This is a genomic window from Nocardiopsis alba DSM 43377 (assembly GCF_000341225.1).
Lineage (GTDB): Bacteria > Actinomycetota > Actinomycetes > Streptosporangiales > Streptosporangiaceae > Nocardiopsis > Nocardiopsis alba.
In genome coordinates this window covers 93,103-116,769 of the sequence record NZ_ANAC01000015.1, presented here as the reverse complement: position 1 = coordinate 116,769, position 23,667 = coordinate 93,103, and the positions used below count along the sequence as shown (strand labels likewise).

Annotated in this window: 22 protein-coding genes and 1 tRNA gene; 11 read left to right on the top strand and 12 right to left on the bottom strand. The window is 71.1% G+C overall.

The window, feature by feature from the left end; all coding sequences use genetic code 11:
• Positions 1–7 precede the first annotated feature (7 nt).
• The 3 genes from sufU (at position 8) to D451_RS0117460 (ending at position 1,343) form a co-directional block, all read left to right on the top strand.
• Positions 8–484 (top strand): Fe-S cluster assembly sulfur transfer protein SufU, encoded by a 477-nt coding sequence (gene sufU, locus D451_RS0117470; protein ID WP_014910223.1) that lies wholly within the window; start codon positions 8–10, stop codon positions 482–484.
• On the top strand, positions 485–862 hold the full coding sequence (locus D451_RS0117465; RefSeq protein WP_014910639.1) for a metal-sulfur cluster assembly factor: 378 nt from the start codon (positions 485–487) through the stop codon (positions 860–862).
• Between the two features lie 109 nt (positions 863–971).
• Positions 972–1,343, top strand: a complete 372-nt coding sequence (locus D451_RS0117460; RefSeq protein WP_017535396.1) for a hypothetical protein — start codon at positions 972–974, stop codon at positions 1,341–1,343.
• Positions 1,344–1,394: 51 nt separating this feature from the next.
• Here D451_RS0117460 and D451_RS0117455 read toward each other — a convergent pair whose 3' ends face one another.
• Entirely contained in the window at positions 1,395–2,141 is a 747-nt protein-coding gene (locus tag D451_RS0117455; protein WP_017535395.1) for a DUF2470 domain-containing protein, read from the bottom strand.
• Between the two features lie 142 nt (positions 2,142–2,283).
• The gene (locus D451_RS0117450; protein WP_017535394.1) at positions 2,284–4,620 is read right to left on the bottom strand and encodes a hypothetical protein; all 2,337 of its coding nucleotides are present in this window, start codon (positions 4,618–4,620) and stop codon (positions 2,284–2,286) included.
• A gap of 700 nt (positions 4,621–5,320) precedes the next feature.
• Here D451_RS0117450 and D451_RS0117440 point away from each other — a divergent pair.
• Positions 5,321–6,262, top strand: coding sequence for an SGNH/GDSL hydrolase family protein (locus tag D451_RS0117440; RefSeq protein WP_051067474.1), 942 nt, complete (start codon positions 5,321–5,323; stop codon positions 6,260–6,262).
• An 81-nt stretch (positions 6,263–6,343) separates the two neighbouring features.
• On the opposite strand, the gene D451_RS0117435 is transcribed toward D451_RS0117440, so the two are convergent.
• From D451_RS0117435 to D451_RS0117415, 5 genes are all read right to left on the bottom strand, one after another.
• Positions 6,344–7,507: an EAL domain-containing protein gene (locus D451_RS0117435; RefSeq protein ID WP_036568310.1), complete on the bottom strand. Its 1,164-nt coding sequence runs from the start codon at positions 7,505–7,507 to the stop codon at positions 6,344–6,346.
• Positions 7,508–7,684: 177 nt separating this feature from the next.
• Positions 7,685–8,923, bottom strand: coding sequence for a beta-ketoacyl-ACP synthase II (fabF, locus tag D451_RS0117430; RefSeq protein ID WP_014908356.1), 1,239 nt, complete (start codon positions 8,921–8,923; stop codon positions 7,685–7,687).
• Between the two features lie 125 nt (positions 8,924–9,048).
• A complete protein-coding gene (locus tag D451_RS0117425) occupies positions 9,049–9,294 on the bottom strand; it encodes an acyl carrier protein (protein ID WP_026125152.1) in 246 nt (81 codons plus the stop codon).
• Between the two features lie 74 nt (positions 9,295–9,368).
• Positions 9,369–10,325: a beta-ketoacyl-ACP synthase III gene (locus tag D451_RS0117420; protein WP_017535390.1), complete on the bottom strand. Its 957-nt coding sequence runs from the start codon at positions 10,323–10,325 to the stop codon at positions 9,369–9,371.
• Between the two features lie 2 nt (positions 10,326–10,327).
• Positions 10,328–11,212, bottom strand: a complete 885-nt coding sequence (locus D451_RS0117415) for an ACP S-malonyltransferase (RefSeq protein WP_026125151.1) — start codon at positions 11,210–11,212, stop codon at positions 10,328–10,330.
• Between the two features lie 329 nt (positions 11,213–11,541).
• On the opposite strand from D451_RS0117415, the gene D451_RS0117410 reads away from it, so the two are divergent.
• Positions 11,542–12,795, top strand: coding sequence for a PucR family transcriptional regulator (locus tag D451_RS0117410; RefSeq protein ID WP_017535388.1), 1,254 nt, complete (start codon positions 11,542–11,544; stop codon positions 12,793–12,795).
• A 303-nt stretch (positions 12,796–13,098) separates the two neighbouring features.
• Positions 13,099–14,055 (top strand): hypothetical protein, encoded by a 957-nt coding sequence (locus D451_RS0117405; protein ID WP_026125150.1) that lies wholly within the window; start codon positions 13,099–13,101, stop codon positions 14,053–14,055.
• Between the two features lie 92 nt (positions 14,056–14,147).
• Here D451_RS0117405 and D451_RS0117400 read toward each other — a convergent pair whose 3' ends face one another.
• On the bottom strand, positions 14,148–15,821 hold the full coding sequence (locus D451_RS0117400; RefSeq protein WP_017535386.1) for an alkaline phosphatase D family protein: 1,674 nt from the start codon (positions 15,819–15,821) through the stop codon (positions 14,148–14,150).
• Positions 15,822–15,951: 130 nt separating this feature from the next.
• Here D451_RS0117400 and D451_RS0117395 point away from each other — a divergent pair, with 130 nt between their 5' ends.
• The 3 genes from D451_RS0117395 to D451_RS0117385 all read left to right on the top strand — a co-directional run bounded on the left by D451_RS0117395 (position 15,952) and on the right by D451_RS0117385 (position 17,569).
• Positions 15,952–16,362 carry a secondary thiamine-phosphate synthase enzyme YjbQ gene (locus tag D451_RS0117395; RefSeq protein ID WP_014913142.1) on the top strand — a complete coding sequence of 137 codons (411 nt, stop codon included), beginning with the start codon at positions 15,952–15,954 and terminating at the stop codon, positions 16,360–16,362.
• A gap of 194 nt (positions 16,363–16,556) precedes the next feature.
• Entirely contained in the window at positions 16,557–16,982 is a 426-nt protein-coding gene (locus tag D451_RS0117390) for a DUF3052 domain-containing protein (RefSeq protein WP_014913212.1), read from the top strand.
• Positions 16,983–17,104: 122 nt separating this feature from the next.
• Entirely contained in the window at positions 17,105–17,569 is a 465-nt protein-coding gene (locus D451_RS0117385) for a peroxiredoxin (protein ID WP_017535385.1), read from the top strand.
• A gap of 70 nt (positions 17,570–17,639) precedes the next feature.
• On the opposite strand, the gene D451_RS0117380 is transcribed toward D451_RS0117385, so the two are convergent.
• Positions 17,640–20,060, bottom strand: a complete 2,421-nt coding sequence (locus D451_RS0117380) for a M14 family metallopeptidase (RefSeq protein WP_017535384.1) — start codon at positions 20,058–20,060, stop codon at positions 17,640–17,642.
• A gap of 311 nt (positions 20,061–20,371) precedes the next feature.
• On the bottom strand, positions 20,372–20,995 hold the full coding sequence (locus tag D451_RS0117375; RefSeq protein ID WP_017535383.1) for a DUF998 domain-containing protein: 624 nt from the start codon (positions 20,993–20,995) through the stop codon (positions 20,372–20,374).
• Positions 20,996–21,149: 154 nt separating this feature from the next.
• Here D451_RS0117375 and D451_RS0117370 point away from each other — a divergent pair.
• Positions 21,150–21,223 (top strand) — tRNA-Val (locus D451_RS0117370).
• Positions 21,224–21,280: 57 nt separating this feature from the next.
• Here the strand turns inward: D451_RS0117370 and D451_RS0117365 are convergent.
• Both D451_RS0117365 and D451_RS0117360 read right to left on the bottom strand, forming a co-directional pair.
• Positions 21,281–21,919, bottom strand: coding sequence for a methylated-DNA--[protein]-cysteine S-methyltransferase (locus tag D451_RS0117365; protein ID WP_017535382.1), 639 nt, complete (start codon positions 21,917–21,919; stop codon positions 21,281–21,283).
• Positions 21,916–22,413, bottom strand: coding sequence for an RNA polymerase sigma factor (locus D451_RS0117360; protein WP_036568307.1), 498 nt, complete (start codon positions 22,411–22,413; stop codon positions 21,916–21,918). Before D451_RS0117360 ends, D451_RS0117365 begins: the two co-directional genes overlap by 4 nt.
• Before the next feature lie 179 nt (positions 22,414–22,592).
• On the opposite strand from D451_RS0117360, the gene D451_RS0117355 reads away from it, so the two are divergent.
• Positions 22,593–23,666 carry an ArsO family NAD(P)H-dependent flavin-containing monooxygenase gene (locus D451_RS0117355; protein ID WP_017535380.1) on the top strand — a complete coding sequence of 358 codons (1,074 nt, stop codon included), beginning with the start codon at positions 22,593–22,595 and terminating at the stop codon, positions 23,664–23,666.
• Position 23,667: the final 1 nt, after the last annotated feature.

The window sequence follows — 23,667 nt, the reverse complement described above, 5'->3', positions numbered from 1 at the left end:
CCTGATCATGCAGTTGGACGCGATGTACCAGGAGATCATCCTGGACCACTATCGGAACCCGCATCACAAAGGGCTGCGGGATCCGCACGACGCCGAGGCGCACCACATCAACCCCACCTGTGGGGACGAGGTGACGCTGCGGGTGGCGTTGACGCCCGCCTCCGGGGCGACCGGTCTGGACGAGAAGGCGATCGTCAGCGACGTCTCCTATGAGGGGATGGGCTGCTCGATCAGTCAGGCCAGCACCTCGGTGCTCACCGACCTGCTGATCGGCCGGTCGGTGGCCGAGGGGATGGAGACCCTGAACGCGTTCACCGAGATGATGCAGTCCAAGGGCAAGGGTGAACCCGACGAGGACGTGCTGGAGGACGCGGTGGCGTTCGTCGGCGTGTCCAAGTACCCGGCCCGGATCAAGTGCGCCCTGCTGGGGTGGATGGCCTGGAAGGACGCGGTCTCGCAGTCCTTGGAGAAGGAAGGCGCCTGAATGAGCGAGAACGAGAGCACGACGACCGAGACCGCCGAGAAGCCCGAGGCCGCTCCGCTCTCTCCTGAACAGGAGAAGCTGGCCGAGGAGATCGAAGAGGCGCTCAAGGACGTCATCGACCCCGAGCTCGGGGTGAACATCGTGGACCTGGGTCTGCTGTACGGGGTGAACGCGGACGACTCCTCGATCACCCTGGACATGACCCTGACCAGCGCGGCCTGCCCGCTGACGGACGTGATCGAGGACCAGGCCAACAGCGCCCTGGACGAGTTCGAGCGCGACGTCAAGATCAACTGGGTCTGGATGCCGCCGTGGGGTCCGGACAAGATCACCGACGACGGTCGGGACCAGCTGCGCATGCTGGGCTTCAACGTCTGATCCGATCCGACGTGCGAACGGGCCGGGACCTCATGAGGTCCCGGCCCGCCGTCGTTCCTCATGAGGCCCCGCGCCCCGGGGCCGCGAGGGGGTGGGGCAGGATATCGCCATGGCCCCCTCCGTCGCCGTGTCCGGCGCCTCCGTTCGACGATCGACCTCCGCCTGGTGGATCCCCGTGTGGGTGCTGTTCGCCCTCGCCTCGCTGGGCGTCGTCCTGGTGACCCAGGGCTCCCTGTTCCTCGTCTCCCAGGACCACCCCGCCTGGTGGGGTCCGTGGGTCTTCTTCTGGCTGTGGCCCACGGTGTGGCTGCTGATGACGCCGGTCGGTGTCACCCACTTCGTTCTGGTGTGCACGCGCCGTGCGAGCGTGATGCGCCGTCGCCTGCTGATCGCGCAGGTCGTGGCGATGTCCCTCTACCAGGTCACGAGCTGGGGTCTCTTCGCGGCCGTCGGACTCACGGAGGGCTTCTACGCGGTCTGAGGGCGATGCCGATGGGCGTCCGTGTCGTTCGAGCGCGCCGGGCCCGGGGTCTCACCAGAGGGGGGAGTGGGCGAGTTCGTGGACCCGGTGCGCGACCTCGTGCGGGGTGCGGGCCGGGCGGTGGAAGGGGATCAGCACGTCGTGGTCGCCGTCGGACCCCTCCATGCGGAGGCGCAGCCCGTAGCGGTCCACCCCCAGGGGACGTGGCCGGCCCTCGGGCAGGGGGACCGGGCAGTGGCGGACGACCGCGTGCAGCAGGTCGCCGTGGTCCCGCTCCAGGTGGCGGAGCCAGGGCCCTTCCCAGCGGTCGAAGGGGTCCGCCCGCAGGGAGGTGAACTCCTCCGGGGACAGCAGGTGGCAGCCGTCGTTGTCGGAGTACATGATCAGGTGGGGCTCCAGGACGACCATGGTGCGTCCGTGGCCCAGGTCGAGGAGGCGTTCGTCGGGATCGTCCTCCACCGCCTCGAGGGCCAGGTCTCGGGCCCGCCGGGCGGAGGGCAACCGCAGGTTCCCGTTGATCCAGAGCAGGGAGCGGACCCGGTCGCGCAGGTCGACGGGGGCGGTGTCGGTGAACTCGATGGTGACCTCGTGGCCCTCGGGGTCGAGCAGGGCCAGGAGACGGTGCCGGTCCGGGATCAGCAGGGTGACCTCGCCGTCGGGGCCGGTGTGACAGGCGGGGCCGGTCAGGTGCAGGGACGCCTCGGAGGTCGTCACGGTCGCCGGGTTCGGGCGGGCCAGGACGGAACGGGCCCGCTCGACGGGGGACGGGGCCAGGGTGTTCGGGGACAGGAGGATCACCTCAGCTCTCTTAGGTAAGGCTAACCTACATCTTCCCTCGTGCTCTGTCACGCCCGGAACGTGACGAATCGGCCCGTGAACACCGCGAGCACGACGAAGGCCCGCGACCGATACGTGGTCGCGGGCCTTCGACGAGACGGCTCTAGCGAGCGGCGAACATGCCCGAACGCAGCTCACCGGCGATGTCCTCGTCGCCGCGCAGGGACAGGACGTCGAGCAGCGCCCGGGGCTCGGCCAACGACTCGTCGCCGTTGTCGGTCACCCGGCGGGAGAGGATGCGCAGGGCCTCCTCGGTGGACGCCGGAGCGGTGTAGCCGATCAGGTGCAGGGCCCGGGCGGCGGGGGAGTGGCCGCTCAGATCGCTCACCGGCAGCTTGCGCGCGTCCAACCGATCCCCGGTCACCGTGATGAAGATACGGTCGCCGGGCTGGGCCGCCTGCCGACGCAGGAGCGGACGCAACGAGTCGAAGGCCGGTTGGTCGCGCCAGACCAGCACCAACAGATCGGCGCCCGGGGCGGTCAGACACAGCAGACGACCCGGCTGGAGACCCAGGTGGGTGGCGTACCCGGGGGGCACCGCCACCGGGGCCCCGTTGAGGTGATCGGCGGTGATGTCGATGCGGTGCCACCAACGCCCGTCCGGGGCGCGGAAACAGCGGGCCGACAGGGCCGGTTCACTGGCTCCGCGCGGCGGCGGGTCGTGGACGAGCCCCACCGGAGGGACCGGAGCGGGCGGGGCCATCGTGTTCGCGCGCAGCGGCGGGGCCGTCCCCTGGATCTGGTCGGGTCTTTGCGGGGGCCCGGTCCGTACGGGCGGAGGGAAAGCGGGCTCGGGGGCCGGGGCCTCCGGGCGGCGGCGGATCGGCAGCCCGTTCTCGGTGGTGGCCCCGGACCCGTCCGGGGAGTGGTCGCCACCGGGGGCCTCCACGGGCACGGAGGTGTCCACGTGTACACGGCCCTCGCGCAGGCTCACCCCCGGCGTGCTCAACAGCCAGGCGCGCAGCTCCTGTTGGCGGACACCGATCCGACCCAACCGGATACCGGCCTCGGTGAGGTCGGGGGCGTCCCCCAACAGCTCACGGGTCTGAAGGCGCAGACGGTTGGGGTCGTCGGCGATGAGCCACCCGTTGTGCATCCGCCGATCGGTGAACAGGGTGATGATCACGCGCCACAACGGGGTGTGCAGCGTGGGCACGTCCACCGGATGATCGGGGTGGGCGTTGATGAGCCGGTCGATGGTGGTGGCGGCGCCCAACTGTTCGGACAACTCGCGCAGGTGTTTGGTGATGGCCGCGCCCTCGGGAGAGGCGAGCCAGCGCAACAGCCGCTCCTCCACCTTGCGCTGGGCGCCGCGGATCTCGGTGACGTCCACCGAGATCTGCTCGGACAGGACGCGGATGCTGATGGGGTCGGTGGCGAAGAGCCGTTCGGCCGCCACCGTCCGCTCCAACTCGGGCCAGGAACGGACCATCTCCTCGACCAGGTCCACCAGTGGGTGGCGTCCCAGGACGGGTGCGGGCGGCTGTTCCTCGGGCTGGTCGCGCATGGCCTTGGGCGGGCCGAAGCTGGGCCGGCGCAGGGTGCGTCCGGGGCCGAGCAGGGAGCTGCGGAACTGGGAGCGCAGGTCGCCCAGGCCCGAACCGGAGGGCTTCTCGGGTTCGGGTGCCGGGGTGGTGCCGGGGATCATCGCCGCCGAGCTCACCATGCCGCCGCCGACCCGATTCGGGGAGGGCGGAACGGTGTCGCTCGAGGAGGGCATGGTCTCGGCCGCGGAGCCGGACACCTCCTCGGGGGACCGCTCCCGCTCGCGCTGGTCGCGATGGGCCCGGAGCGCGCGAAGGGTGCGGATCGCCCGGGTGGCCGGGCTCTGCGGCGGGTTCGACCCCTCCGCGCCCTCCTCGGGCGAGTCCGGGACACCGCTCGCCCCGGTGGCCGCGTCGAGGTAGTCGAGGGCGCTGCGCACGTGTTCGGGCGCGGTGTCGGGGAGCCAGTTCGAGATGGTGCGCACGGCCTCCAGCATCAGGGCGGGAGAGGGCGTGGGGCCGCTCGGCAGTTCACAGCAGGGTTGGAGGGCACGCCAGGCGACGGTGCTGACGATGTCGAGGACACCGCATTCGTCCAGAGACCAGCCGGAGATCTCCTGAGGGGTGGCGGAGATCAGGTGGTCCCAGTCGCCGGCGGTGGCCACGACCGCGCCGCGTACGGGTTCGGAGAGTTCGGAGCAGTCCACGGGTCTGCTGCGCAGACTCGGGAGGAACTCCTCTAGGGGGACGTGCTCCCACTGCTCGACGGCGAGCCTGGCCAGGCCGTGGGCCAACCAGGGAGGACCGGCGATGTCCAGGACGCGGGTGACCGGAAGGGAGCGCCACCAACCGTCGATGAGCCGGTCGTGTCGGAGCAGGGGTGCCACGTCCGGCGACCTCGACCAGCGCAGTGCCGGAGCGAGGTCGACGAGGCAGATCGGAGAGACGGCGTTCATCCGCTGGGGACCTCGACCTCCTGGTGTCTGCACGTGAATTGGGGAGGAACCGCACGGGCCTTCGGTTCGATGCACCACAGTACGCGCCCTGAGCCCTGAGGGGGGACGGGCCGGTGAGTGCTCCGAGCGGGTCGCGTGGGGGAACAGCGGGTCGGAGTCGACGGTGCCGTGAGTGCTTCACGAGATCGTACGTGCCCGGGACGCACATGGGTAGTCCCGGGGGACCCGGTCGACGGAAGATGGATCGTGACCACGGTGTGCGGTCTCCGTGACGGAGGGGATCCACGATGAGAGCTCAACGAAATGTCGAAAAGGTATGTGAGCTACCCCATAGGCGTCCTGAGGCTCTTCACGTGTCCTTCGTCCGTTGCCCGTACAGAGAGACCCCGCTTCTCCGACACGACGCCCGGAACGAGTACGGGCGCGTGCCGAGAACCAGGGCGAACAGGGCGGTCCAGTGGTCTCCGACACGCACGAATCCGGCTCGCCGATGTCGAGCGAGGGTATGCTGGATGGGCACTTTCCTCGCCCGAGCGCCGTTCGGTTCCGGTGTCCACGGCCGGTCCCGGACCGACGGCGCTCGGACACGCACGGGGCAGCGGCAGACCGCGACCCGCCACGACTTCCGCTCCCTCGCCCCGGTGCTCGACAGGCGTGGGGCGGTCGATCCGGATGATTGGTTGACGTGACAGACCTTGAGATGAATCCCCCCGCTGCCGGTGCCGTGGACAGACCGCAGGTCATTCGGTCCTACGTCGCCATCGGCGACAGCCTCACCGAGGGGATGGAGGACGACAGCGGACCGGGCGGCGAGTACCGGGGTTTCGCGGACCGTCTCGCCGAGCACCTCGGCACCCTGACCCCGGATTTCCGTTACGCGAACCTGGGCGTACGCGGCCGGCGGATGCGCCACATCTTCGGCGAACAGCTCGAACAGACCCTGGAGTGGAAGCCCGACCTGGTCACCGTGCTGGCCGGGGGCAACGACGTCCTGCGGCCCGGCAACGACCTGGACGAATTGGCCGAACAGTTCGAGCAGGGCGTACGCCGTCTGCGCGACGCGGGGATCCGTGTCGTGATCCTGGCCGGACACGACACCGGTTGGATCCCCGTCCTGCGCCTGTACCGGGGGCGTATCGCGGTCTTCAGCATGCACATGCGCGCGGTCGCCGAACGCACCGGCACCGAGATCGTCGACCTGTGGGCCCTCAACGCCCTCAACGACCCTCGTGCCTGGGGCGACGACCGCCTGCACCCCAACGGCGCCGGCCATCAGATCGTCGCCGCCCGGGTCGCCGACCTGCTCGGACACCCGATGGGACCGCGCGAGTCCTGGACCGACCCCTGGGCCACGCCGCCCCGCCAGCTTCCGCGCATCCTGCGTCGTCGGGAGAACCGCCGCTGGGCACGCCAGTACCTGGTGCCGTGGTTGCGTCGTCGCGCCATGGGCCGCTCCTCCGGAGACGGTCTGCTTCCCCGCCGCCCCGAGCTGGACTACCTCTACGACGAGGAGACCCGCGAGCGACTGCGCCGGGAGCTGGAGCGGGCCGAGGCCCTTCCCCGACAGGACGATCGCACCGTCGAGGACGCGCGGCCCACGATCAGCCCCTCGGGGGTCAAGGGGCCCGAACCCCTGCGCTGAACGCCTCACCACGGCCGACCGACGGGTCCCGTGTCCCACCGGGCACGGGACCCGCGCGCGGTCGTGGGTCGGAGCGGCCGTTCAACGTCGGGACAGGGACTGGATGAGGTCGCTGACGTGCACGACCCCCAGGCACTGGCCGTAGGGGTTGGTCACGATCAGGTCGTCGTAGACACGCTCACGGTCCTGGCCCGCCACCCGGAGGGCGGCGATCGCCGAGGTCCAGGCGGGAACGGTCCGAGGGGACTCGGCCAGACGCAGGGCCGGGCGCTTGGCGTGCAGCGCGTGGCCGTACCGTCCGGTCACCGACAGCAGGAACCGCGTCCGGTCGATCACCCCGATCGGTTTGTCCTGGTGGTCGATCAGCACCACGCTGTTGAGCGCGGTGTCGCCGGTGAAGGCCTCCAACACCTGCCCACCGGTGGACTCGGCGTCGAAGTCGACCGGGGGGACCATGAACTCGGTGACCCGGGGCCCGGCGTCGGAGTCGTCCAGGGCGGCGGCCGTCGGCTCGGGCACCGGCGTCACCTTCTCGCCGGGGCGCCAACCCGGATCGGCGAAGAAGTCGCCGCTCCCCAAGCGGACCCCGCACGCGCGCAGACGCACGACCTCCTCGCTCCGGGACACCTCGGCGGCCAGGGCGTACACTCCGCCACTGCGGCCGATCCGGGTCAGCCCCTCCACGATCCCGCCGTTGCGCTGATCGCCGTCGATCCCCGACACGAGTCGCGGGTCCAACCGGATCAGGAAGGGAGCGGCCTCCACCACCAGATCCGGCCGAGCCATCGCGGTGCCGAAACCGCACCGGAACCCCCGGGCGCGCAGCCCGACGACCCCGGCCAGGATCCGTCCACGGGGCAGGTCGACCAGGTCGGGTGTGAGCATCAGGGTGACGTCGCGCGGACGACGACCGGCCCGGCGCAACGCGCTCTCGGCCAGGGAGGGCAGATCGGCCCGGTCGGCGAGGGCCGCCGAGGGCAACGGCAGGATCAGCGGGAGGGGACTCTCGGCCCCGACACCGGATCTGACCAGGGAGGAGAGCCATTCGGCCGAGAGCGAGGCCACGCGCCCGCTCCCGTCGGCCCGTTCCAACCCTCGCGGTACGGGGACCACGATCTCCACCGCCACGACGGCGCCGGAGTCCAGATCCACGATGGGGCGGAAGGAAGGGCCGCGGCCGGACCCCGCTCCGCGTTCCACGGCGTCGGGCCCCGGGCGTGTGTGCTGGTTGCGCAGGGTGGACACACCACCATCGTGGCCCGAGGACGGCACCGACCTGAAGCCCTGTTCGCGGCTGTTCAACGGTTCTTGGCCCGCGGGGCCACACCCGTTCACCGCCCGAGGGGAGGACCGGTGGGATACGACGATGGGCGCCACCGGTGAGGGTGACGCCCATCGGGTCGCCGTGGATCGCGCGCGGGGTCAGGCGCGGCGGAAGGCCAGGGCGATGTTGTGTCCACCGAATCCGAAGGACTCGTTGACGGCGGCCACGTCGCCGCCGGGCATCTCCCGGGGCTTGTCGCGGACGATGTCCACGACCACCTCGGGGTCGAGTTCGGAGATGTTGATCGTCGGCGGGATCAGACCGTCGTGCAGGGCCAGGATCGTGGCGATCGACTCCACCGCGCCCGCGCCGCCCAGCAGGTGGCCGGTCATGGACTTGGTGGAGGTCACCGAGACCCGGTCCGCCACGGAGTCGCCCAGGGCCGCGCGGATCGCGCGGGTCTCACCGACGTCGCCGGCCGGGGTGGACGTGGCGTGCGCGTTGACGTGCACGATGTCCTCGGCCTTGAGGTCGGCGTCGGCGAGCGCCTGGGTGATGGCCCGGGCCTGACCGGCGCCCTCGGGGTCGGGCTGGACGATGTCGAACGCGTCGTCGGTGTACCCGACACCGGCGGCGTGCGCGTAGACGCGGGCACCGCGCTTGGCCGCGTGCTCGGCCGACTCCAGGACCAGGATGCCGGCGCCCTCGCCCATGACGAAGCCGTCGCGGTCCTTGTCCCAGGGGCGGGACGCGGTCTGCGGGTCGTCGTTGCGCGTGGACAGCGCCCGCATGGAGGCGAAGGAGGCGATGTTCAGCGGGTGGATCGCCGCCTCGGTGCCGCCCGCGATGACGATGTCGGCCCGCCCGGCGCGGATCATGTCCACGGCGTTGCCGATGGCCTCGGCGCTGGAGGCGCAGGCGCTGACCGGGGCGTGGGCGCCGGCGCGCGCGGTGAACTCCAGGGCCACGGCGGCCGAGGGGCTGTTGGGCATGAGCATGGGCACGGTGAACGGGGAGACCCGCTTCCAGCCCTTCTCGCGGAAGGTGTCGTACTGCTCCAGGATGGTGAGGATCCCACCGATACCGCTGGAGACCACCACACCCAGACGCAGAGGGTCCACCTCGGGGGCGCCCGCGTCGTCCCAGGCCTCCTGGGCGGCGATGAGGGCGAACTGCTGGGTACGGTCGAGTCGACGCAGCCGGGGGCGCGGGAGCTTCTCGGAGGGCTCCTGCGCGATCTGCCCGGCGAAGTGCACCGGAAGCTTCTCGTGCCACTCCTCCGGCAGCGAGCTGATACCGGACCGGCCGTCGAGGAGCGCGGACCATGTGGTCGAGACGTCACCCCCGAGGGGGGTGGTGGCGCCGAGGCCGGTGACGACGACATCGGTCTTTGGCATGATCCGATCGCCCTTCTCGTGGGTCGTTCCCGGGCGGGGCCGGGAGTCGTGGCGGATGAGGTCGCCCCGGGTCGGGGCTGTGGGGCCGCCGTGACCCGGTAGGGGTCGGCGGCGGCCCGGACAGGCTACTTCTGGATGAAGGTGACGACGTCCTGGACCGTCTTGAGGTCCTTGAGCTGGTCGTCGGGGATCTCGACGTCGAACTTGTCCTGGGCGGCGACGGCGATCTCCACCATGGACAGCGAGTCGATGTCCAGGTCGTCGACGAAGTTCTTCTCCGGGGTGACCTCGGAGGCCTCGGTGCCGACGATCTCCTCGATGATCTCGCCGAGGCCCTTGAGGATGTCCTGCTCGCTGTATTCGGTGGCCATGTCTTGTTCTCCTTGCTTGACGAGTTCGATGTCGGGAACGGGCCCGTGCGCCACGGGGACCCCGTTTCCTCGGGTCAGGGGACGCGAATCACCTGAGCGGCGTAGACCAGGCCCGCGCCGAAGCCGAGGGTGAGCACGATGCTCCCCGACGGCAGCTCTCCACGCTCGACCATGCGCGAGAGCGCGAGAGGGATCGACGCGGAGGAGGTGTTGCCAGCGGTGACGATATCGCGGGCCACGAGTGCTCGGGGCGCGCCCAGCTTGCGGGCGATGGACTCGACGATCCGCAGGTTGGCCTGATGGGGGACGAAGGCGGTGAGCTCGGAGGGCTCCACGCCCGCCCGCTCCAGGGCCTCCAGGGCGACCTTGTACAACTCGGTGGTGGTCCACCGGAAGACGGCCTGCCCCTCCTGGTAGAGGTACTTGCCCTCGCGCAGGAAGATCTTGTCGGCGCGCTCGCCGGACGAGCCCCACACCACCGGCCCGATCCCGTGCTCCTCGGAGGCCGAGACCACCGCGGCGCCGGCGCCGTCGGCGAAGATCACACAGGTGGAGCGGTCGTCCCAGTCCACCCACTCGCTGAGCTTCTCGGAACCGATGACCAGGACGTTGCGGGCGCTGCCCGCCCGAACCGCGTCGGAGGCCAGCCCCAGCGCGTAGCAGAAGCCCGCGCAGGCGGCGTTGACGTCGAAGGCGCCCGGGGCGGAGATGCCCAGCGCGGCGGCGACGGTGGCCGCGGTGTTGGGGATCTGGTCCTGGACGGTGCAGGTGGCGACGATCACCAGGTCGATGTCCTCGGGGGACATCCCGCCGGTGGCCAGGGCCTTGCCGCCGGCGGCGATCGCCATGCTCGCCACGGTGTCGTCGGGGCCGGCGATCCGGCGTTCCCTGATACCCACGCGGCTCTGGATCCACTCGTCGCTGGTCTCGACGCGCTTCTCCAGGTCGGCGTTGGTCACCACGTTGGAGGGCTGGTACTCGCCGAAGGCGCGGATCGAGGCGCCGCCCGGGGTGCTCGGGACGTGGAACATGGTCAGCCTTCCTGGGTGGTGCCCGCGGCGGGGGCGCCCGCGTGCTCCTTGATGAGGGCGCCGGCGCGCTCGAGGTCGTCGGGCGTCTTCACCGCGAGGAGCTCGATGCCGCGCAGCGCGCGCTTGGCCAGACCGGTGAGCGTGCCGGCGGGGGTGAGCTCGATGAGCGCGGTCACCCCGAGGTCGGACAGCGTCCGCGTGCACGCGTCCCAACGCACCGGAGAGGAGATCTGGGAGACCAGCCGGTCCAGGTACTCGGCCCCGCTGTCGACCACGGCGCCGTCGGCGTTGGAGAGCAGCCGGACGGTGGGGTCGGAGGGCGTCGTCGCCTCGGCGGCGCTTCGCACCCGCTCCACGGCCGGGGCCATGTGCTCGGTGTGGAAGGCGCCGGCGACGGACAGGGGGCGCAGGCGGGCCCTGGCGGGCGGGTTCTGGGCGAACGCGGCCAGTCGCTCGGCGGTGCCGGCCGCCACGATCTGGCCGGAACCGTTGTCGTTGGCGGGGGTCAGCCCGGCGGCCTCGATGGCGGCCAGGACCTCCTCGCGGTCGCCGCCCAGGATCGCGGTCATACCGGTCTCGGTACGGGCGGCGGCGTCGGCCATGCCTTGACCGCGCTCGGCGACCAGGGACAGCGCCTCCTCGGGGGAGAGGACACCGGCGAGGGCCGCGGCGGTGAACTCGCCCACACTGTGGCCGGCGGTGGCGTCCACCTGGTGGGGGGCGGCGGGCAGGGATCCGAGCAGGGCGGAGGCCGCGGCGAGGCCGGCGCCGACCAACAGGGGCTGGGCGACGGCGGTGTCGCGGATCTCGTCCGCGTCCGCGGTGGTGCCGTAGCGCACCAGGTCCAGACCGGTCACCTCCGACCAGGAGGCGAACGTCTCGGTCATGCCGGGAAGTTCGAGCCACGGGGAGAGGAAGCCGGGCACCTGGGCGCCTTGGCCGGGAGCAACGATTACAAGCACGACATCAACCTTGCCCTGTAGGAGATCACCAGTTGGATGGGGAGGGACACGAAGTTCGCACGACCCCGTTTGTAGAGGATCCACAAAACATGGTCATGAGCCGGTTCGTTCCCTCGAAACCGGTGGAAGAGGTCACTTCTCGACGTTACGCCCCCCGCGCGGGTCCCGATGGAGTCCTCGCGCCCGACGCGGGTGACGGTCGACACGTACGGAGGGGGAGGAGGCGGGACCTCGAGGGATGCGAACCTAGGACGGTGAACACCGAATCCGAACAGCCCGAGGCCCGTGGGCCCGAGGACGGGGCGGACGAGCCGGTCGGGGGAGCCCCCGAGGACGAGATCCGCGCGGAGACCGTACGCCGTCTGGAACGCTCCATGGGGACTCTGGGCACCGCCGCCGTCGCCCGTATGGAGGAACGGCTCTCCTGGTTCCGACGGATGTCGGCCCAGGACCGGTCCTGGATCGGGTTGGTGGCCCAGTCCGGTGTGGCGGCCTTCGTGGACTGGTTCCGCGACCCGAGCCGGGGGCGTCCCGCGATCACCGTGGAGGTGTTCGGCACCGCCCCCCGCGAACTCACCCGGTCGGTCTCCCTTCAACAGACCGTCGACATGATCAGGGTGGTCATCGAGGTCGTGGAGGGTCAGGTCGACGATCTGGCCGCCCCGGGGGGCGCGCAACAGCTCCGTGAGGCCATGCTGCGCTATACCCGGGAGGTGGCGTTCAGCTCCGCGAAGGTCTACGCCCGCGCGGCCGAGGCCCGGGGTGCCTGGGACGCCCGGCTGGAGGCGTTGATCGTCGACGCGCTCCTGCACGGGGACCGTGAGGACGGTCTCCAGACCTGGGGGTCGGCCCTGGGGTGGTCGCACACGCCCGTGATCGCGATGGCCGGCGACATCGGCGACGAGGACGGGAACAAGGTCCTGGACGACCTGCGCGCCGCCGCCCGACGCCTGGGGCACGACGTGCTCGCCGGACTCCAGGGACGCCGTGTGGTCATGGTGGTGGGGGTGGGGGACCGCTATCCGGCCGAGGACCTGCCCGCGGCCGCCGCCGAGCCGCTGGCGGGGCTCTTCGGGCCCGGGGCGGTGGTGGTCGGGCCGGCCGTGGCCGACCTGCGTTCGGCGGGCACCTCGGTCAGCGCGGCCGTCAACGGGTTGCGCTCCGCGGTGGCCTGGCCGGACGCGCCCAGGCCGGTCCTGGCCGACGACCTGTTGCCCGAACGCGCTCTGGAGGGGGACGTCGAGGCCCGGCGCCAGTTGGTGGAGGAGGTCTATCTGCCGTTGCGGGGGGCCGGCTCTCCACTGTTGGACACGCTCTCGGTGTACCTGGAGCACGCCTCCTCGCTGGAGGCCACCGCGCGGATGCTCTTCGTCCACCCCAACACGGTGCGCTATCGCCTCAGCCGCATCGCCGAGCTCACGGGGCACCCGCCCTCGGACGGTCGGGGGTCCTTCGTGCTCCGCGTCGCGGTGGCGCTCGGGAGGTTGTCCGAAACCCGCAATGAATGACTCGAATGACCGATATCAGCCAAAAGCGCGACAACCGAAAAGATCCGTCGTAACCTGATCGTTGTCTGTCAGAACAGCGCCCTTGAGGAAGTTTCACCGGCGTCGGGTATGTCTGTGACTGCCCGTGTGCGCCCGGGGACTACGCGAAAAGGGATAGCTTTGATACAGGCGGGTCGCAGGAGGAGCCGCGGAGACGACGAGGATACTCGGGCGCCGCTCCCCTCCCCGCTTCGTCACGACGTTCTTGGGGGGTCCAACGCTGTGGTCGAGCGACCGAGGAAGAGGTTCCGGGTACTGCGCCCGGTGATCGATTACGTTCTTCAGCCCACTCAGGAGGGGGAGCTCCGCAGAAGGGTCCTGTTCTGGATCCCGGCGCCGCTCCCGGTGGTCGGGCTGGTCTACTTCCTGGTGGGCGGTGACCTCTCCGCCCCCGGATGGACGATACTGCTCGCCGGAAGCGTGGGCGTGGGGACCCTGGTCATGGCCATGGTCGTTCCCCCCACACCGCTGCCGGAGGGGCTGGCCCCGCCGGTCTCGGCCCGCAGGTCGTTGCACCGGTACCGACAGTTCGTCCAGTTCAGGGTCGCGCTGGCCCTGGTGCCGATGGTGGTCGGAGCGCTCGCCGCGCTCTCCGGCGGCGGGATGTACCCGCTGTTCGTCGCGCTGGCCCTGGCCTGGCCGCAACTGCTGCTGGCCCTGCCCACCTTCTTCACCATCACCCGGGCCCGCCGGGCCATGGAATCCCGGGGCACCACCGCCTACCTCTGGCACGCCCTGTCCCGCCCGGCCAAGGTCACCTGGCCGATCGCCACGCCGCTGGCGCGCTCCTACCGCTCCTGGCGGGTCGAGCGGGCCCGTCGCCTGGCCCAGGAGAAGGAACAGGACATCGAGCGGGACCGGGCCTGGAAGGAGGCCGTCGACTCCGAACGCGCCGCCCCGACCGAGCCGGTCGTCCCCTCCGCCGAAGAGGCCGAGGCGGAGAACGGCGGACTTCGACGCACCCGCAGACTGCACGCACTGCCGGAGGAGAACGCCGACGCCGACAACGAGCCCACGGCGCTGATCCCGCAGCCCGAGCACCTCGGCGAGGAGGGAAAGGGAGCAGAGGGTGAGGACACCTCCTCCCGGACCTTCGGGGCGGGCTCCACGGTGCACCGCGCGGCGAGCCGGCTCCTGGAACAGGGCGGTGCCCTGAGCCTGAGGGTGCGCGACCGGCGTCGCGGCCAGGCCAACCGCCGTCCGCCCTCGCACAAGCCCTGAGGCGGACCGGCCTCGGACTTCGACCCCGTCCGATGGTCATCGCGGCGGCGCCCCGATCCGGGGCGCCGCCGTTCGCGTGTTCGGGGCCCGTCTCACAACTCCAGGACCGACCGGACCCGGGGCGGGGCGCCGTTCTCTCCCCCGGGGCAGTGGTACCAGCGGGCGTGGGCCCCGCGACCGTCGAAGTCCACCTCCCCGATGGTGTTGTCGAAGTAGGGACGATCGGTCAGCCGCCAGGTCAGAGAAGGACGGCGTACCCCCGCGGCCCGGGACATGATCGCGCCCGCCAGGTGGAACGGCGCGCCCGCCGACAGCGCGGCCACCCTTCGCATGACAGGGGAGAGCCGGTTGCACAACGCGGAGGAGACCAACTGGGTCACCCGGGAACCGTCCTCACCCGCCGTTCGGAGCCGGACCCGCGCGGCGTAGGAGAAGTGCACGTCCCCGCTCAGGATCAGGACGGTGGCGGGCGCCGGCCCGCGCTCGCCCCGGGCGACCTCGGAGATCGTGTCGGAGAGACGGTGGAGGGAGTACTGGAAGGCGCCCCAGTGCTCCAGGTCCAGGGCCTGCCGCAGCCGCTCCCCGGGGCCGCGGGCCGCCCGACCCCAGGCGCCCGCGCACACGGCCTCGTTCCAGGCCTCCAGATGCTGCACGGCCGGCGGCAGCAGCACGGGGACGGTGGAGGCGACGACCACGTGTTCGGGACCGCCGGTGAGGTGCTCGTCCAGCCAGTCGTGCCCCTCGGCTCCCAGGATGGAGCGTGAGCCGTCGGAGGGGTCCCCCTCGCCCAGAGCCCGTCCGCAACGCGTGTCGAGCATCAGGACGCGCACACCGCCCACGTCGTACCGGTGGCTCCAACGGTAGGAGGAGGGGTCGTCGTGGGCCCTCGAAGCGAAGGAGTCGAGGGTGTCGGCGGCGTCGGTGCCCCGGTCACGGTGCTCGCACAGGGCCGCCCACAGGGGGTCCTCGGCACGGGCCGCGGGGGAGAGATTCCCCACGTGCTGGTAGATCCAATAGGCGCCCAGACCGGAGGTCGCCCTCGTCCGCCACCAGGGGAGGGCGTCCATGGACCGGCGCCAGGCGGCCGAGGTGTTCCAGTCGTCGCGGACGTCGTGGTCGTCGAAGACCATCAGGGTGGGGACCGTCGCGAGCAGTCGGCGGACCAGGGGGTCGGACCAGGCCTGGTGGTACAGCTCGGCGTACTCGTCGTAGTGCACCACCTCGTCCTCGGGCGCGCCGTCCCGGTCCCGCTCGCGTACACGCCGCAGGAAGGCGCGCATGGGCTCTCGGAGCTCGTCGGCGTAGACCTGGTCGCCGATGAGCAGCAGTACCAGGTTGCCCTCGACCTCCTCACGGGCGAGCCGTCGGGCGGTGGCCCGGAGCAGATCGGGGCCGTGGCGCTCCGCCTCCTCGGCGGAGCCCTCCTCCGTGGGGGTGCGGCAGGAGCCGTACAGCAGCCGGGTGGGCGCCTTCTCGTCCAGGGTGCGCAGGACGGCGGGCGGGAGGTCGTCGTCGGAATCGGCCTCGGGCCAGACCCGGATCCCATCGAGGAGGACCTCGTAGGGCAGGGTCGCGCCCGGCCGAAGATCCTCGATTTCGCAGACGGCGTAGTGGTGGCCGTGGACCGTGAGGGTGCGGGAGGTCCGGACCCCGCAGCCGGACACGCGAATCCCTACGTCACAAGGGGCGTCCGTCTCCACCCACACCGTCGCCGTGCTGGTCCCCACGTGTCGGAGCAAGGGGCCCAGACGTAACGAGGCGGTCATCCTCTCCCCTTCGTTTCGCCTGATTTCTCACATGTTGTCGATGAGTATGGCCCCCATCGGGAGCGTCCGTCATCCACGGGTTTCCCCCGGGATGGTTGCACCGGGGGCCCGGCTGCGCGAAGGTGGCGCTATGCGGACACAGATCCTTGAGCTGCACACCGGTGGATCGGAGAGCATCACCGATATCACCGGGGCATGCGGCGACTTCGTGGCCGAGAGCGGAGGCGACGGACTGCTCAACGTCTTCGTCCCGCACGCGACGGCGGGCGTGGCGATCATCGAACTGGGGGCGGGGTCGGACGACGACCTCCTGGCCTCCCTCGACGACCTACTGCCCGCCGACGACCGATGGCGCCACAAGCACGGATCCCAGGGGCATGGACGCTCACACGTCATGCCCGCCTACGTCGCGCCCCAGACGACGGTCCCGGTCATCTCCGGGCGGCTCGAACTGGGGACCTGGCAGTCCATCGCCATCGTCGACCTGAACGTGGACAATCCGGACCGCAGGGTCCGGCTGTCCTATCTCAGGTCCGGGTAGCGCCTTCGAGGCACACCCCATCCCGTGCCCACGGAGTTCGTACACGCGTTGACGGGGAAAGGCACTAGCGTGTGAACTAGGCCATCAGCGATGGTTACGGACCCACGCGACGGGCGGTGAAGAGCCCGACATCGTTGTGACAACTGCTTCGTGCAGGCAAAATTGAGAAAACCCATCTGTGGAGGAGAACTTTCGTGAGCGCGACCGCGGGCCAGGCACAGAGCGAACGCGGCTTGGCTGACCGACTCGGATTCAAGCCGGGTCAGGTGGTGCAGGAATTCGGCTTCGACGACGACGTCGACGAGGGACTGCGCGCATCCATCGCCGAACTCACGGGCGAGGCGCTGGTCGACGAGGACTATGACGGCGATGTCGACGCCGCGCTGCTGTGGTGGCGGTCCGATGAGGAAGACGACCTCACCGACGCGCTGATGGACACGGTGACCACCATCGCCGACGGGGGGACCATCCTGGTCCTGACCCCGAAGGCCGGGCGTGAGCTGCACGTGTCCCCCAACGACGTCGCCGAGGCGGCCACCACCTCGGGGCTGTCGCAGACCAGTGCCGTCAGCATCGGAGCGGACTGGTCGGGTACCCGACTGGTCGTCCCCAAGCGGTGACGGACCTCGCCCGCATCGGGTGAGAGCGGCGTCGCGCGCCCCCATGGGCGCGCGGCGCGTACGGGGCGCCCGCCGAGCGGCGGGCGCCGAATCCGGCCTGCTCCGACCAGAACGAAACGGACATGACCGTCATCAGCACGGGCGCGACCGCGCCCGATTTCACGCTTCAGGATCAGTACGGCCGGGACACCACCCTGTCGGCGTCGAACGAGGGCCCGACCCTGGTGGTCTTCTATCCGTTGGCCTTCTCCGGAATCTGTTCCGGAGAACTCTCCGAACTGCGCGAGCGTCACTCCGAGTTCGTCGAACTCGGGGCCACGATCCTGGCGGTGTCGGTGGACTCCACCTTCGCCCTGCGCACCTGGTCGGATCGTGAGGACTTCCCCTTCGCCCTGCTGTCGGACTTCTGGCCGCACGGTGAGGTGGCCCGGCTCTACGGGGTCTTCGACACCGAACGAGGCGTGGCCCGTCGAGGCACCTTCCTCATCGACACCGAGGGGAACGTGCGCTGGTCGACCCTGACCCCCATCTCGGAGCCCCGGAACGTGGACGAGTACCTGGAACGGATCCGCGCCCTGGCGGGGTGAGCCCCGCACGGCGGACGGCCCCACGAGAAGGATCCTCCGCCCTCCCCGCGGGGCCGTCGCCCCGGAGGCCCTACTCGATCGTCCAGGTGCCCCTGCGGTGGTTCCTGGCGTTACCGTCGGGGTCGTAGCCGCCCTCGACGTTGCCCGCGACGTCCACCGCGAACCAGTGGACGGTGGTGGTCTCCTCGATGGTCAGGCTCTCCGGCCCTCCGCGCACGCCCGTCAGCTCCAGCCGGGGCGAATCGAAGGTCGGGCGGCCACCGTCGAGCGTGTAGTAGATCTCGGCGGTCTCGTTGGTCCCGAAGGAGATCTCCACCGGACCGTCGTACCCGCCCGGACGCGGCGTGACCTCCGAACGCGGCCGATAGCGGTCGTTCTGGTGCTCCAGCGCGACCTCCAACATCCCGTACAGCCCGTCGGCGTACTCCATGCCCTGGGCGTGGGCCTCCTCCCACGGAGGCTGGAAGCCGGCCTGGCCCAGCTCGAAGTTCCAGGCGAAGACGTCGTGCTCGTACCAGAGGTGGTCGCCGGAGTTGCCGGCCGCCGAGTACATCACGTCGATGATCGGTCCGGTGCGCGCCGGGGTCACCACCGTGCCCCGGTGCCCCTTGATCGCGCCCAGGATGCTCTCCGAGGCCTCCCAGAAGTAGGTCTCCTCCATGGCCGAGGGCCGAGGCGTGGAAACGCGTCCATCGGCGATGTAGGCGCCCGGGGACCACATGAAGTAGTCGCCCGAGGAGTGGATGTTCATCGAGAACGCGATGTTGTCGTGGGTGTCGACCAGCCAGTCCAGGTTCCGGCTCTCCGGCTGCGACAGCGGCCCCTCCTCCTCGGGGCCGGCGAAGGTGCCGCCGGTGCAGTCGAAGGACGCCCCGGCGTAGCCGTCCCACAGGGTGTAGGTGCCGTAGTTGCGGTTGATGTCCACACCCCACTGGCCGCCGCCCTGGACGGCCCACTGGTCACGGGGGCCGTCGGTCGGGCAGTGGTTGACCATGTTCTTGCGCTGCATCGGGGAGTCGTAGAACGAGTGCTTCGCGCCGTCGGGGTTGACCGAGGGCAGCAGGAAGATGTCCAGCTCGTCCACCAGCTCGGTGGTGGTCTCGTGGACGCCGTAGTTGCGCACCAGGCGTTCGGCGGTCTCCAGGGTCACCAGCGGGGTCTGCCACTCGCGGGCGTGTTCCTGGGAGTAGCCCAGGACCCCGGTCTTGGAGCCGTCCCGGGTGGCGCCGATACGCAGTCCGTACACCGTGGCCGGTTCGCGGGAGACCTCCTCGGGCGCGCCGAGACGGTCGTCGGCCCGGACCCGCTCGGCCTCCACGACCCCCTCACCGGCGTCGCCCCGGAAGGTGAAGGCACGGACCAGATCGCCGGCCTCGGCGTTGACCGCCGCCACGACCTCGGCCGCCGTGGTGGTGATCGCGCCGGTCCCGTCCGTGGCCGGCCGGACGACGATCTCGTCGCCCTCCACGTCCACCGACAGGGCCGCGTCGGGCTCACCGTGGTCGATCAGGTCGACGACGATGTCGTTGCCGCCCTCGTGCCCGTAGGCGAGAGACTCCACGATCACACCGCGCTCGGCGCCCCGCCCGTCGGGCCGCACACCGAGGATCGCCTGGGCGTGCCGCCGGTAGCCGTCGGTCAGGTGAGGGAGCTCGACGACCTCGGCGATGTCGGGGTACTCGTCGGCGATCCGGTGGATCCGGTCGTAGAGCTCGTCCGGGGTCATGTACGCGTTGACGAAGTCGGTGTAGGGCAGCGGGTCCCCGGGGGTCTCGGGGTCCGGTAGCCAATCGGTGACCTCGGCCTCGGCGGTGGCCCCCGAGGGGTCGGTGACCCGGATCCGTTCCGGGCGTTCCTCCACCTCGGCCTGGCCGCGGTGGTACAGGTACACGCCGACGTCGACGAAGGGGGCCAGGGTCTGGGAGCCGCCGTCCCCGGGTTCGGTGCCCGGACCGGCGTCCCGCTCCACGGTCAGCCGGAAGTCCTCGTCCTGGCCGAGGGCGGAACGGACCTCCACCGACAGGAAGTCGCCGGCGCGCCCCTCGAAGTAGTCGGCCCTCAGGATCTCCAGGTCCTCGCCGGTGGACCTGATCCCCACCTCGCCGTCGGAGTCGCCCTCCGACCGCAGCCGCTCGATGGTCGCCTCGCGTTCGGCGAGACGCTCCTCGGCGTCGGACTCGGTGTGGACCACGTCTCCGAAGGTGAAGTCGGCGTAGACGTCCTGGTCGTAGGGGCCGACGACGGTCCGGGCGACGAAGCCGCCCCCGTCCACCGGATCCAACTGGGCGATGTCGCCGCCCAGTTCGACGAGTCGCTCCAGCTCGTCGCGGTCCTCCAACAGGATCTCCACCACCGACGTCTCGTCGAGGTCGAGCGTGGGCTCGGCGGCCACGGGCACAGCGGTCGGCAGCAGCAGGGCCGCGGCCGCTCCGAAGACGAGCCCGGTCCGGCGCGCACGCCGGGTCCCGGTCGATGTCACAGGCAGTCCCATCCGGGTCCTTCCCGCTCGGCGCGGAGTGGACGTGGCGCCCCTCCGCGAGATGTGACGCCCCCGCCGTTCGGGCGGGGGCGGAGGGGTACGGACGGACCCGGCCGCGGCACCACGGGACTGCGCTCACACCATGGACGGGGGCGAAGGGGCTCGGGAGGGGAACGGGGGAACGGGGGGACGTGGGGGAGCGTCCGGGTGACGGCGCGGCCGCCGTCGTGTACCCGAGAACGGCTGTGCGTTCGAGGCTGCCGTGCCGTCAGGGGTACGTCAAGACCGGTGAACGCGAAAAGTCGCCCCGGATCCTCGCGCGGTCAGAGCGCGCCCAGGGCACCCGCGCCGAGGAGGAGACCGAGCCATCCCAGACCGATGATCAGGGTGACCCGCTGGATCAGCCCCGCGTTCGGCGCCTCCTCCTCCCAGGCGTTCGCGAAGACGAGGGTGCCCGCGCCCACGACCACCCCGGTGACCCCCGAACCCCAACGCCAGACCGGATCCTGGAGGGCGAACGCCGCGATGAGCGCCGCCGCCGGCAGTGAGAAGAAGACCACGGCGCCCAGATTGTCGTGGATACGATGCGCGCGCCCGGTCTCCTCCGGGGTCCCCTCGGGCGCACCCGGCGGGTAACCCCACATCGGATCCATCCGGAACACCCCGGACAGCAGCAGCCCGACCCCGAACAGGCCGATCGCCGCGGAGAGCGGCCAGACCGCCCAAGAGCCGGAGCTCACGGCCCAGGGCACCGCCACCGAGGACACCGCCACGAGCAGACCACAGACCAGGAAGTCGACCGTCTGGATCCATCCGCGCGGCCCCAGCGCCAGGGCGCTGACCGGGTGACGGAGGGGGTCGTAGCCCGGACGGGTGAGCCCGTCCACGAGGAAGACCACCACGAAAAGGAGACAGCCGGCGGCTCCGGCCCAGAGCATCGGGATCATAGGGCCGCCTCCGAGCGGGCATGAGCGGGGGAGGGACGCGACGGGGGGTCGGTGCGCATGGCGGGATCCTACCCGGGCTCCGTCCACTCGGCCGGGCGGGAGGGAACCGGGCACAACGGGCGCCGCGAAGGGGTATGATCACTCGCGACGCATCGGGCGCGTAGCTCAGTTGGTCAGAGCAATTGCCTTACAAGCAATAGGCCAGGGGTTCGAGTCCCTTCGCGCCCACCGAACGCACGAGGCCCGGGTCACCACCACGGTGGCCCGGGCCTCGGTCGTTTCCGGTCAGGCCGCCCTCTCCAGGTCCAGAAGGGTCCGCTTCGCGTCCAGGCCGCCGATGTAGCCGCCCAGACCCCCGTCGGTGCGCAGGACCCGATGGCAGGGCACCACGACGGGCAGCGGGTTCGTCGCGCAGGCGGTGCCCACGGCGCGGACCGCCCTCGGGTTGCCGACGAGCTCGGCGACCTGCTTGTAGGAGCGGGTGCGGCCATAGTCGATGTGCGGCAGCCGGCGTTGCACCTCCCGGCGGAAACCGGACGACAGCGCGAAGTCCAACGGCACGTCGAACACGTGCCGTCCGCCCGCGAAGTACTCCTCCAGTTCCCTCGCCACCGTGTCCAACCGGCGTGGCGCCTCCAGCACCCGTGGGCCGACCCGCTCCGCCAGGGTCTCCAGGGCCGCGTCGAACCCCTCGCTCTCGAACGCGACCCGTACCAGGCCCCTCTCGGTCGCCGCGAGCAGCAGCGGCCCGATGGGGGTGTCGAGGGTGCGGTAGGCGACGTCGAGCAGACCGAGGTCCTCGGCCGCCCCGGACAGGCGGGCCCGCAGCCGGGCCAGATCGCCGTCGGCCACCGGGAACAGGGTCCGCGTGTCCGCTCCGGTACCGGTCGTCCGAGGCCCGTCGTCGTTCGTCATGCCGGTCATCGGGATGCCCCCTTCGTTCGTTCCGCCGCGCGGTAGGTCCGTCTCAGGCTCTTGACGCCGTCCGCCGCCGCGCGACGTACGGCGTCGGCGCCGCCGCCGATCAGCGCGGCCGTCTCCGCGTGGGGGAGGCCGCCCAGGTAGTGGTAGGCGACGGCGAGCCGCTGCCGCTCGGGAAGGGCGGCGACCGCCTCCCACAACCCGTACTCGTCGCCGTCGGCGGGATCCGGGGCCGAGGGAGGTTCCGGTGGCTCGTCGGTGGGGATCGCCCGCCGCTCCCGGGCACGGACGACGTCGACCGCCCTGCGGTGGGCGACGCGCACCAGCCAGGCCTCCACGTTCGTGTCCTCGTCCAGATCGGGCCAGGCCCGCAGCGCGGCCAGGAAGGTCTCGGACCAGGCGTCCTCCGCGTCCGGCCCCGGCCCCAGGACGGCACGGCACACCCGCAGCACGGTCGTGCCATACCGCTCCACGGCCACCTCGAACGGAGTTCTCATCCTCACCGCACCCCAGGTCGTGTCTTCTGGACCATTCCTCCACGGCCTCCTTCTTCGTTCCTCACCCTGCAGTCGTCTCCGGGCGCCGGAACGTGAGACGGGATCGTCGGGTTCTCTCGGGAACAACTCCGTGTCGGCCGTCGCTGTGGCGATCGCGGGCATCGAGAGGAAGGACCCGGATGGCAACCCCCGAACACGAGGTCGACGTCGTGGTGATCGGCGCCGGCCAGGCCGGACTGGCCGCCGGCTACTTCCTGAGGCGGGTCGCGCGCCGTGAGGATCTCGACTTCGTCGTCCTGGACGCCGGGGCCTCCCCGGGCGGCTCCTGGACGCACTACTGGGACTCGCTGCGGCTGTTCTCCCCGGCCGAGCACAGCATGCTCCCCGGATGGTGGATGCCCCCGGAGGAGGGGCACGAATACCCTTCCGCACGTCATGTGGCCCGCTACCTGGCCGAGTACGAGAGGCGTTACGATCTGCCGGTCCGACGCCCGGTGCGGGTGGGGCGTGTGGAGCGCTCGGGGGAGCGGCTCGCCGTGGTCTCGGAGCGGGGGACCTGGCGGGCCCGTCGGGTGATCAGCGCGACCGGGAGTTGGAGCGCGCCCCACGTCCCCGCCCTGCCGGGCCGTGAGCTCTTCGAAGGGGAACAGGCGCACACCGTCGACTACCGGAACCCGGATCGGTTCGCCGGACTCCGCGTCGCCGTGGTCGGCGGCGGCAACTCCGCGGCGCAGATCCTCGCCGAACTCTCCCTGGTCGCCCAGACCACCTGGATCGCCTCCCGGCCGCCGCGTCTTCTGCCGGACGACGTCGACGGCCGGGAACTGTTCTCCATCGCGACCCGGCGTCAGCGCGCGGCGGAGGAGGGGCGAAGGGTCGAGGGGGTCGAGGACCTGGGCGACGTCGTCGCCGTGCCGAGCGTGCGCGAGGCCCGTGACCGGGGCGTTCTCGAGGCCGAGCCGATGTTCGAGAGGTTCACGCCCACCGGCCTCCTCTGGGCCGACGGCACCGAGCGGAGGTTCGACGCGGTGCTCTGGTGCACCGGCTTCCGCCCCTCCCTGGGCCACCTGGCCCCGCTCGGTGTGCTCGACGCCGACGGCCGGGTGGCGGTCGAGGGCACCCGATCGGTCCTCGAACCCCGGCTGCACCTGCTCGGATACGGGGACTGGACCGGCGCCGCCTCGGCCACGATCATCGGCGCCGGACGCACCGCCAAGGGCGCCGTCGCCGAGGCCACCGACCCCCTGGTCTGAG